Source organism: Isoptericola sp. NPDC060257, assembly GCF_042726645.1.
GTDB classification, from domain to species: Bacteria; Actinomycetota; Actinomycetes; order Actinomycetales; family Cellulomonadaceae; genus Isoptericola; species Isoptericola nanjingensis.
In genome coordinates this window covers 24,252-33,043 of sequence record NZ_JBHXAW010000011.1, presented here as the reverse complement: position 1 = coordinate 33,043, position 8,792 = coordinate 24,252, and the positions used below count along the sequence as shown (strand labels likewise).

The 8,792-nt window shown below is 75.3% G+C and carries 10 protein-coding genes; 3 read left to right on the top strand and 7 right to left on the bottom strand.

Annotation, left to right across the window (positions count from 1 at the left end; all coding sequences use genetic code 11):
- From ACFWEK_RS02045 to ACFWEK_RS02030, 4 genes are all read right to left on the bottom strand, one after another.
- Positions 1–789 (bottom strand): glycoside hydrolase family 18 protein (locus ACFWEK_RS02045; protein ID WP_430552921.1); only part of this gene is annotated, 789 nt, incomplete at its 3' end.
- Positions 790–918: 129 nt separating this feature from the next.
- The gene (locus ACFWEK_RS02040; RefSeq protein ID WP_430552920.1) at positions 919–1,365 is read right to left on the bottom strand and encodes a DUF6098 family protein; all 447 of its coding nucleotides are present in this window, start codon (positions 1,363–1,365) and stop codon (positions 919–921) included.
- Between the two features lie 34 nt (positions 1,366–1,399).
- Positions 1,400–2,263: an SDR family oxidoreductase gene (locus ACFWEK_RS02035; RefSeq protein WP_430552919.1), complete on the bottom strand. Its 864-nt coding sequence runs from the start codon at positions 2,261–2,263 to the stop codon at positions 1,400–1,402.
- Positions 2,264–2,319: 56 nt separating this feature from the next.
- Positions 2,320–3,030: a PAS and ANTAR domain-containing protein gene (locus ACFWEK_RS02030; RefSeq protein ID WP_430546019.1), complete on the bottom strand. Its 711-nt coding sequence runs from the start codon at positions 3,028–3,030 to the stop codon at positions 2,320–2,322.
- Positions 3,031–3,208: 178 nt separating this feature from the next.
- On the opposite strand from ACFWEK_RS02030, the gene ACFWEK_RS02025 reads away from it, so the two are divergent.
- From ACFWEK_RS02025 to ACFWEK_RS02015, 3 genes are all read left to right on the top strand, one after another.
- Positions 3,209–5,671: a molybdopterin oxidoreductase family protein gene (locus tag ACFWEK_RS02025; protein ID WP_430552918.1), complete on the top strand. Its 2,463-nt coding sequence runs from the start codon at positions 3,209–3,211 to the stop codon at positions 5,669–5,671.
- Positions 5,668–6,210 (top strand): hypothetical protein, encoded by a 543-nt coding sequence (locus ACFWEK_RS02020; RefSeq protein ID WP_430552917.1) that lies wholly within the window; start codon positions 5,668–5,670, stop codon positions 6,208–6,210. Before ACFWEK_RS02025 ends, ACFWEK_RS02020 begins: the two co-directional genes overlap by 4 nt.
- Before the next feature lie 100 nt (positions 6,211–6,310).
- Complete coding sequence (locus ACFWEK_RS02015; protein WP_430546016.1) at positions 6,311–6,493, top strand: hypothetical protein; 183 nt, start codon at positions 6,311–6,313, stop codon at positions 6,491–6,493.
- 80 nt (positions 6,494–6,573) lie between these two features.
- Here the strand turns inward: ACFWEK_RS02015 and ACFWEK_RS02010 are convergent, their stop codons facing one another.
- The 3 genes from ACFWEK_RS02010 to ACFWEK_RS02000 all read right to left on the bottom strand — a co-directional run bounded on the left by ACFWEK_RS02010 (position 6,574) and on the right by ACFWEK_RS02000 (position 8,791).
- The gene (locus ACFWEK_RS02010) at positions 6,574–6,747 is read right to left on the bottom strand and encodes a hypothetical protein (protein ID WP_430546015.1); all 174 of its coding nucleotides are present in this window, start codon (positions 6,745–6,747) and stop codon (positions 6,574–6,576) included.
- Positions 6,748–6,771: 24 nt separating this feature from the next.
- Positions 6,772–7,380 carry a flavodoxin family protein gene (locus ACFWEK_RS02005; protein ID WP_430552916.1) on the bottom strand — a complete coding sequence of 203 codons (609 nt, stop codon included), beginning with the start codon at positions 7,378–7,380 and terminating at the stop codon, positions 6,772–6,774.
- Between the two features lie 85 nt (positions 7,381–7,465).
- Positions 7,466–8,791, bottom strand: coding sequence for a cytochrome P450 (locus tag ACFWEK_RS02000; protein WP_430552915.1), 1,326 nt, complete (start codon positions 8,789–8,791; stop codon positions 7,466–7,468).
- Between the last annotated feature and the right edge of the window lies 1 nt (position 8,792).

Here is an 8,792-nt window from a genome sequence, read left to right as displayed (position 1 = left end):
GGCCAGGAAGTTCTCCTTGTCCGCCTCCGGGTGGTCGCTCGGGTGCTCCCCGCCGACGACCGGCCACTCCCAGTCGATGTCGAACCCGTCGAAGATGCCGGCCGCGGCGCCGTCGCCGCCCTTGACGCCGTGCTCCGGGTCGTCGACCACGGGCAGGTTCCCGTCGAGGTACAGGTCGATGCACGAGTCGACGAGCCGCTGCCGGCTCTCCGGGCTGCTCACCGCCTCGGAGAAGTTGTCCGACCAGGTCCAGCCGCCCAGGGAGATGAGCACCTTGAGGCCGGGGTTCTCCGCCTTGAGCTTCTTCAGCTGGTTGAAGTTGCCCGCCAGCGCCTGGTCCGCGCCGTCGGCCACGCCGTCCACGGCCTGGCCGGCACCCTTGAGCTGCACGTAGTCGTTCAGCGGGTCGCCCTCCATGTGCCCCTCGGGCAGCCCGGTCTCGGGGTCGATCGCCCCCTCGTCCGGGTCGACGCGGTCGGTGATGTCGCAGACCAGGTCCGTCGTGACGTTGCCGAAGGCGTAGTTGAGGTGGGTGAGGTCCTCGACCGCCCCGGAGCGCTGGAGGTCGGCGACCTCGAACCCGACGTCCTGCGGGCCCCAGCCCGGGAAGTACGCGGGGGTCTTGAAGCCGTTGACGCCGTCGTCGTCGTGCACGGACGCGGCGCCGGGCAGGGGCGGGGTCGACGGCGCGGGGGCGGCGGAGGCCCCGCCGGCGGTCAGCCCGACGACGGCGGCGGCCGCGGCGAGCGTGAGGGCGCCGTGGCGGCGCGGGGACGGTCGGTGTCTCATCGGGAGCCTCGTTGCTTCCTCCGGGCGCACCCGGATCAGGATTTGTTCGGGCTCCTGCACAATAGCGTGGACGGCGCGGGGTGACCAGGCCTCGCTCAGCTCGTCCCCAGGTCAGACCGGGTGGGCGGGTCAGGTGCCGTCGTTGCCCGGGTCGAAGACGCGCGCATAGAGCTCCGCCGCCTCGTCCACGACGGCGCGGTCGATCGACGCGACCGGCACGGCGGCGACCAGCAGCGGCTCGCAGTCCGGCCCGCGCCCGGCGACCTCGCCCGTGAGCGCCCACGGGAACCGCTGCGGCGTCATGAGGTGCGCGTACTGGCACAGCTGCCGCGCCACCCAGTGCTCCACGGGTCGGTCCCACCACGGCTCCGGGTCCAGCGGGTTCACGCTCAGGCCCGGCAGCAGGCACCCGCTCTCGTGGTCGCGGCTCTCGGTGCCGGCGTCGGCCACCGGCCCGGCGCTGAACCGGACGTACAGCGGCGTCGCGACGGCGAGCAGCTCGACGACGTCCCCCAGCGACCGCAGCCGGGGGACGTCGTCGAGCGTGACCGGGCCGTCCGGCACGTGCAGCGCCACACCGCCACCTCTCCGTCAGCCCAGGTCAGAGCACTCAGAAGACCGGCTTGCCGCCCGTGACGCCGACGACCGTCGCCGAGACGTAGCTCGCATCCCTCGGGGAGGCGAGGAACACGAACGCCGGCGCCACCTCGGCCGGCTGCCCGGCGCGGCCGAGCGGCGTGTCCTGGCCGAACTTCTGCACCTTCTCCTCCGGCTGCGTGGCCGGCTGCAGCGGGGTCCAGATCGGGCCGGGGGCGACGGCGTTCACGCGGATCCCGCGCGCCCCGAGCTCGCCGGCGAGGTTCACCGTGAGGTTGTTGATCGCCGCCTTGGTCGACGCGTAGTCGAGCAGTGACGACGACGGCTCGTACGCCTGGATCGACGAGTTGTTGACGATGCTCGACCCCTCGCCCAGGTGCTTGAGCGCCGCCTGCGTGACCCACAGCAGCGCGTACAGGTTGGTCTTCATCACCCGGTCGATCTCGTCGGTGGTGATGTCCTCCACGGAGTCGCGCCGCGCCATCTGGAAGCCGGCGTTGTTCACGAGGACGTCGAGCCCGCCGAGCTCGGCGACCGCCCGGTCGGGCAGGCCGCGCGCCGTCGTCTCGTCGGTGAGGTCGCCCGGCAGCAGCGCGGCCCTCCGCCCCGCCTCGCGCACCCAGCGCGCGGTCTCCTGCGCGTCCTCTTCCTCCTCGGGCAGGTACCCGATCGCGACGTCGGCGCCCTCGCGCGCGAACGCGATCGCCACGGCGCGCCCGATCCCGGAGTCACCGCCGGTCACCAGGGCGCGCAGCCCGTCGAGCCGGCCGGAGCCGCGGTAGCTCTGCTCCCCGTGGTCGGGGGTCGGGGTCATCGCGCCGGTCAGTCCCGGCGGCTCCTGCTGCTGGGCGGGGAACGACTGCTGGTCGTCGGCCATGCTGTCCTCCTCGGGTCGTGGGTCGGCTGTGGGGTCCGTGGTCGCGCGGCCCGGCGTCACGCGGCACGACGGCGCGCGAGCTGCGCCTCGTGCACGTGCGGCCGCTTGGCGGGCTGCACGGCGGCGAGGGCCTCGCGGACGCCCTGCTTGGCGAGACGGCCGAAGCCCTCGCCCGCGGCGAGCTGCGCCATCATCTGGGTGGCCGCCTCGCGCAGCGTGGCGCCCGTGGCGCCCGCCGCCTCGGTGAGCATGCTCTCCGCCGCGTCCTCGTCCACGCCGTGCACGGCCATCAGCACGCCCTTGGCGCGCTCGATCGAGGCGGCGGAGACGAAGGCGCTGTCGAGGGCCCGACGCACGTCGCGCTGCACCGCCTCGCGCTGCACCGGCGTGACGTCGACGACGTAGCCCGCCACCTCGGGCGGGCCGTCGCCGCGGGAGCGCCGCGCCTGCGCCGTGACCAGCAGGGTCCGCGTGCGGCCGTGCGCGTCGACGACGCGCCGCGCCGTCACGACCGGCCCGCCGGAACCGAGCGCGCGGGCGGCGTCGTGCACCACGCGGTCACGGTCGTCCGGGTGCAGCTTGGCCTCGAGCGTCTCCGGTCCGGGCTCGAGCGCCCCGGGCTGGTGGCCGAGCATCGTGTCGACCTCGTCGGACCACCACCACCGCCCCGTCCCTGCCTCGGCCCGGTAGGAGCCGGTGAGCAGGTGGGTCCCGACCGCGAGCGCGGAGACGAGGTGGTCGGTGTCGGCGGGAGTTGTCGTCGTCATCGTGACCTCCGGTGAGGGGAGGATCGGTGCCGCTTCCTGACGCCGGGACCTTCACGCTAGCGCGGCCGATCCGGGTCGGCCACCGGGATGCCCGACCGGCGACGCTCGCCCTCCGGGGCTAGCGTCGAGAGGGCCGGTCAAAGCGCGGCCGGCCGTCCTCGACGCGAGAGGAGGCCCCGTGGTCTCCATCGACCGGGTGGCGGAGCCCTGGGGCGCGCGCACCCCGTACGGTCCTGGCGAGACGTGGCCCACGCGGGTCGACACGTTCCTCGCCGACGACCTCGACCCGAGCGACGTCGACCGCTGGGTCCCGTCCGCGACGGTGCTGCACTCCAACGGCGACGCGCTCGACATCGCCGTGAAGGACGGGCGGATGGTGGGCGTGCGGGGTCGCGCCGGCGACCGGGTCAACCATGGGCGGCTGGGCCCCAAGGACCTCTACGGCTGGCAGGCGAACGCCTCCCCCGACCGCCTCACCCGCCCGCTCGTGCGCCACGACGGGCGCCTCGTCGAGACCTCGTGGGACGACGCCATGGGGCGCGTCGTGGCGCGCACGCGCGAGCTGCTCGACGAGCAGGGGCCGAGCGCGCTCGGCTTCTTCACGTCGGGCCAGCTCTTCCTCGAGGAGTACTACACGCTCGCGCTGGTGGCCCACGCCGGGCTGCGCACCAACCACGTGGACGGCAACACCCGGCTGTGCACGGCGACGGCCGCCGAGGCGCTCAAGGAGTCGTTCGGCTGCGACGGCCAGCCCGGCTCCTACGCCGACGTCGACCACGCCGACGCGATCGCGCTCTTCGGGCACAACGTGGCCGAGACGCAGACCGTGCTGTGGACGCGCATGCTCGACCGGCTCGCCGGGCCGCGGCCCCCGGCGCTGCTCTGCGTCGACCCGCGGGCGACACCGGTCGCGCGGGCAGCCACGGTGCACCTCGCCCCCCGCCCGGGCACCAACGTGGCGTTGCTGAACGGCCTGCTGCACGAGGTCCTGGCGCACGGCTGGGTGGACGACGAGTACGTCGAGGCGCACACGGTGGGGTTCGCGGAGCTGGAGAAGCGGGTGGCGGCGTACCCGCCAGACGTCGTCGCGCGGATCTGCGACGTGCCGGAGCCCGACCTGCGCGCTGCGGCCGAGCTGGTGGGCACGGCGGAACGCCTGCTCTCGACCGTGCTCCAGGGGTTCTACCAGTCGCACCAGGCGACGGCGGCGGCCGTGCAGGTGAACAACCTGCACCTGGTGCGCGGGATGCTCGGCCGGCCGGGCGCGGGGGTGCTGCAGATGAACGGGCAGCCCACCGCGGAGAACACGCGCGAGTGCGGCGCGGACGGAGACCTGGCGGGCTTCCGCAACTGGGCGAACGACGCGCACGTCGCCGACCTCGCGCGGGTGTGGAACGTGGACCCGGACGACATCCCGCACTACTCCCCGCCCACGCACCTCATGCAGATGCTGCGGTACGCCGAGCAGGGCTCGCTGCGGCTGCTGTGGGTGCAGGCGACCAACCCGGCGGTCTCGCTGCCCCAGCTGGCCCGGGTGCGCTCGGTGCTCTCCCAGGAGCGCCTCTTCCTGGTGGTGCAGGACATCTTCCTGTCCGAGACGGCGGAGCTGGCCGACGTCGTGCTGCCCGCCGCCGCCTGGGGCGAGAAGACGGGGACGTTCACCAACGCGGACCGCACCGTGCACCTGTCCGAGCGCGCGGTGGACCCGCCGGGGGAGGCGCGGTCGGACCTCGACATCTTCCTCGACCTGGCCCGCCGCCTGGACCTGCGGGACAAGGACGGCGGCCCGCTGGTCCACTGGACCGACCCCGAGGGTGCGTTCGAGGCGTGGAAGGAGTGCTCCCGCGGCCGGCTCTGCGACTACAGCGGCCTCACCTACGCGCGGCTCCGCGAGGGCGGCGTGCAGTGGCCCTGCACGGCGGACGCGCCGCACGGCAGGGAGCGGCTGTACGCGGACGGCGCGTTCTGGGCCGCGCCGGACACGTGCGAGAGCTACGGGCGCGACCTCGTCACCGGCGCCCCCGTGGAGCCCACCGAGTACCGCGCGCTGAACCCCGACGGCAGGGCCGTCATCAAGGCGGCCGAGTACCTGCCGCCGCACGAGGGACCGAGCGCGGACTTCCCGCTGCAGCTCATCACCGGCCGCACGCTCTACCACTTCCACACCCGGACGAAGACCGGGCGGGTGCCCCAGCTGCGCGACGCCGCCCCCGACGTGTGGGTCGAGCTCAGCCCCGCCGACGCGGGGACGCTGGGCCTCGAGGAGGGCGACGTCGCCGCGCTCACGACGCCGCGCGGCGGGATCGAGGCGCGCGTGCGGGTCGGCGGCGTCAGGCGTGGCGTCGCCTTCGTCCCGTTCCACTACGGGTCCTGGGACACGGGCCCGCAGCCGGACGGGTCGACGGGCCGTGCCGCGAACGAGCTGACGCCCACGGACTGGGACCCCGCCTCCAAGCAGCCCCTCTTCAAGGCCGGGGTGGTCGCCGTGCGGAAGGTGCGCGACGGCGAGGGGCCCGCACCGGCGCCGACCACGACCGGCTCCGCGCCCGTGTCCGGGCGCGTCCCGCCCACCGTCGGCGGCGACCGGGCCCTGAGCGACGAGAGCCTCCCCGGCGGGACCGCGGACGGGAGCACACCATGAGGATCGGTAGCGCCCTGCGCGACCTGGAACGGTCGGAACGCGGTCTGGCCCGCGGCCTGGAGCGCCTCGCGGAACGCCATCCCGCCGAGCACGAGGTGGTCCACGTCGGCCGCGACCTCGCGGCCTGGTCACGCGCCCACGCCCTCGACGTGGCGGCTGCGGCGCGACGGTACGAGGACGCTCAGGACGAGAGCGACGAGCCCGGCGCGGGCCTGGGCCGCGAGCTCGGCGCGGCGCTCGGCGGTGCGCTCGACGACCCGCTCGGCGACCCGCTCGGCGACGCGGCCGCCCGGGCCGACGTCGGCGAGCCCGAGAGCGCCGAGACGGACGGCCTGGAGCTCCTGCACGACCTGCGCCAGGTGGCGATGCACGCCTACGGCGTCTCCACCGAGTGGGAGATGGTGGCGCAGGCCGCGCAGGCGGTGCGCGACCAGGACCTGCTGGCGCTGTGCCAGCGCTGCCACCCGGGCACGCTGCGCCAGCTCCGGTGGGCGAACGGGACGATCAAGGTGCTCTCCACGCAGGCGCTGACCTCGTGACCGCGCACCTCGCGTGCGGGCGTCGCCCGCACGTGCCACGGTGCCCGGAGAGCCGCGCGGTCCAGCCCCGGCCGCCGTGCTCCGGCGACAGGAGACGACCATGACGGACCAGCCCGGCTACGACCCTGCCGAGGACCCGGACGCCGACCCCGACCAGCTCAACCCCCGGACCGGCGGGTCCGCGGGCGAGGACGCCGGCCACGAGGACCCCCGGCAGGACCCGGACGCCGACCCTGACCAGCTGAACCCCCGGACCGGCGGGCAGGCCGGCCCGGAGTCCTGACCGGGCCGGCGCCGCTCACCGGTGCCGCTGCCCACGGCCGGTCACCACGGCCGGTCACGACTGCCGGTCACGACTGCCGGTCACCCGGCGTCGAAGCGGTCCTCGCCGTCCTCGTCGGGGTCGTCCTTCGGCTTCTCGCCGGGGACGGCCCCGACGTCGGCGGCCTCGCCGTCGTGCGCCGCCCGCTCGCGCTCGGCCTGGTGTCGCGGGTCGTCCTCGTCGGCGCGGCGTCGCTCGGTGGGGTGTTCGCTCACGGTGTCTCCTCTTTCTCTCGGTTCTCAGCTCTCGGGGAACGGGCGCACGGGCAGCGACCGCAGGGCGGTGGCCACGGCGTGCAGGTTGTGGGCCATGAGCCGTCCGGTGCGGTGGGACCACTCGTGGCCGTGCTGGGTGTCGGGGTAGTCGGGCCCCGGGCCCGGGCCCTGGTTCCAGTACGTCCACCCCTGCCCGGGGATCGTGTAGCCGAGGTCGGCCAGGGCACCGCCGATCTCCGAGATCACGTGGTGCGCGCCGTCCTCGTTTCCGGTGACGACGACGCCGGCCACGCGGTTGTAGGCCACCGGCGTGCCGTCGTCCGCGGTCTCGGACAGCATCGCGTCCATCCGCTCGAGCATGCGCTGCGCGACCGACGACGGCCGGCCCAGCCAGGTCGGGGTCACGACCACGAGGATCTCGGACCCCAGCAGCCGGTCGTGCACCGGGGGCCACTCGTCCCCGTCGCCGAGGTCGGTGACCACGCCGGGCGGGACGTCGAGGTCGACCAGGCGCACGTGCCCGACGTCGACGCCACGCTCCTCCAGGGCCTCGGCCACGACCCGGGCCAGCAGCTCGGTGTTCGAGGGCTCGGGGGACCGCTTGAGCGTGCAGCTGACGAACAAGGCCTTCATCGCGCTCCCCGTACCTCGCGTGGCGGCGGCCGCTCCTGGACCTCGCGCCAACGTAACGCGGGGCGCTCCTCCCCACCCGCCGGCCTCACCGCACCCCCGCGGCGGCGGGGACGACGAACCGCAGCCCGAGGTGGTCGACCGTGCACGGGAGAGGGTCGTGGGCGAGGTACCGCCCACGCTCGACGTCGAGGCCGAGGCCCGCGAGCCGCGCGAGCAGGTGCGACGCGACGAGGAGCACCACGTTGCGGCCCGGGCACGCCGCGGGGCCGCCGCTGAACGGCACGATGCCCCAGTCCGCGTCCGCCCTGCCGTCCCACCACGCCTCCGGCGCGAAGTCGTCGGCGAACGTCAGCCGGTCGGCGTCCCGGTGGAAGAACCCGCTCACGACGACGAGCCCCGTGCCTGCCGGCACGGTGGTCCCGCCCCAGTCGGTGTCCCGCACCGCGTCGCGCAGCACGGCGAACGTCGTCGGCCACAGCCGCACCGCCTCGAGCAGGCAGGCCCGGCCGTACGGCAGCAGCGCCGCCGGCTCGCCGTGGTCGGCCGCCAGCTCGTCCACCAGGCGGCCCCGGACGTCGTCGCGCGCGGAGGCGACGGCGAGCGCGCGCAGCGTGGTCGCGCCCGCGGCGTCGAAGGCGAAGAGCCAGTGCGGCACCTGCCCCGGCGCCTCGTCACGGTCGGCGTCGCGCGCCCGCCCCGCGAGGGACGACGACGGCGCCCGCGCCACGTGCTCGGCGACGCGCCGCTCCAGCTCGGACCGCAACCACGGCCGCCGCGGGCGGAACCACGACCAGTTGCCGTCGCGCCGCAGCGCGTTCAGGAGGTCCACGACCCGCAGGTCGTCCCGGGCCCGCGCCCCGAACGTCACCTCCAGGACGAGCCGCCACCACGTGTCGGCGAAGGTGTCCGCGTCGAGGGCGCCCGCGGCGTCGAGCTTCCGGCCGAGCTCCTCGGTCGCGCGCTCGACCGCCACGACGACGGCGGCACCGTCCTCGTGCACCGCGTGCGCGGCGTCGAGCGCCGCCTCGTTGAGAGGCCGTCGACGCCGGCGGTCCTCCCGCCCCGAGATCAGCAGCGCGCGCGGCTGGAAGTGCGCCAGCGCGCCCCGCTTCTCGTTCGACGCGGCCGTGAACGGGTCGGGCGTGCCCTCCAGCAGGCGCCGGACGTCGTCCGGCGCGGTGACCACGACGAGGCGGCGGGGCCCGAGCCGCAGCGCCAGGGGCGCACCGTCGTAGCGGTCGCGCAGGCCACCGAGCACCCGCCGGGCCTCGCGGTCGGTCTGCCGCCGTTCCGCCCAGGCGGTCAGCCGGGGTCGGCGCACGATCGCGCCCTGCGCGACCAGCGGCACGAGCACGGAGCGCAGCACGCGCGCCGTCTCGAGCGCGGAGAGCTCGACGGGGGCACGGGACACG

Coding starts and splice junctions, on each gene's coding strand:
- ACFWEK_RS02035 (WP_430552919.1), bottom strand. CDS start 2,263: ATGGCCGACGACCAGCAGTCGTTCCCCGCCCAGCAGCAGGAGCCGCCG.
- ACFWEK_RS02005 (WP_430552916.1), bottom strand. CDS start 7,380: ATGAAGGCCTTGTTCGTCAGCTGCACGCTCAAGCGGTCCCCCGAGCCC.
- ACFWEK_RS02030 (WP_430546019.1), bottom strand. CDS start 3,030: ATGACGACGACAACTCCCGCCGACACCGACCACCTCGTCTCCGCGCTC.
- ACFWEK_RS02015 (WP_430546016.1), top strand. CDS start 6,311: ATGACGGACCAGCCCGGCTACGACCCTGCCGAGGACCCGGACGCCGAC.
- ACFWEK_RS02020 (WP_430552917.1), top strand. CDS start 5,668: ATGAGGATCGGTAGCGCCCTGCGCGACCTGGAACGGTCGGAACGCGGT.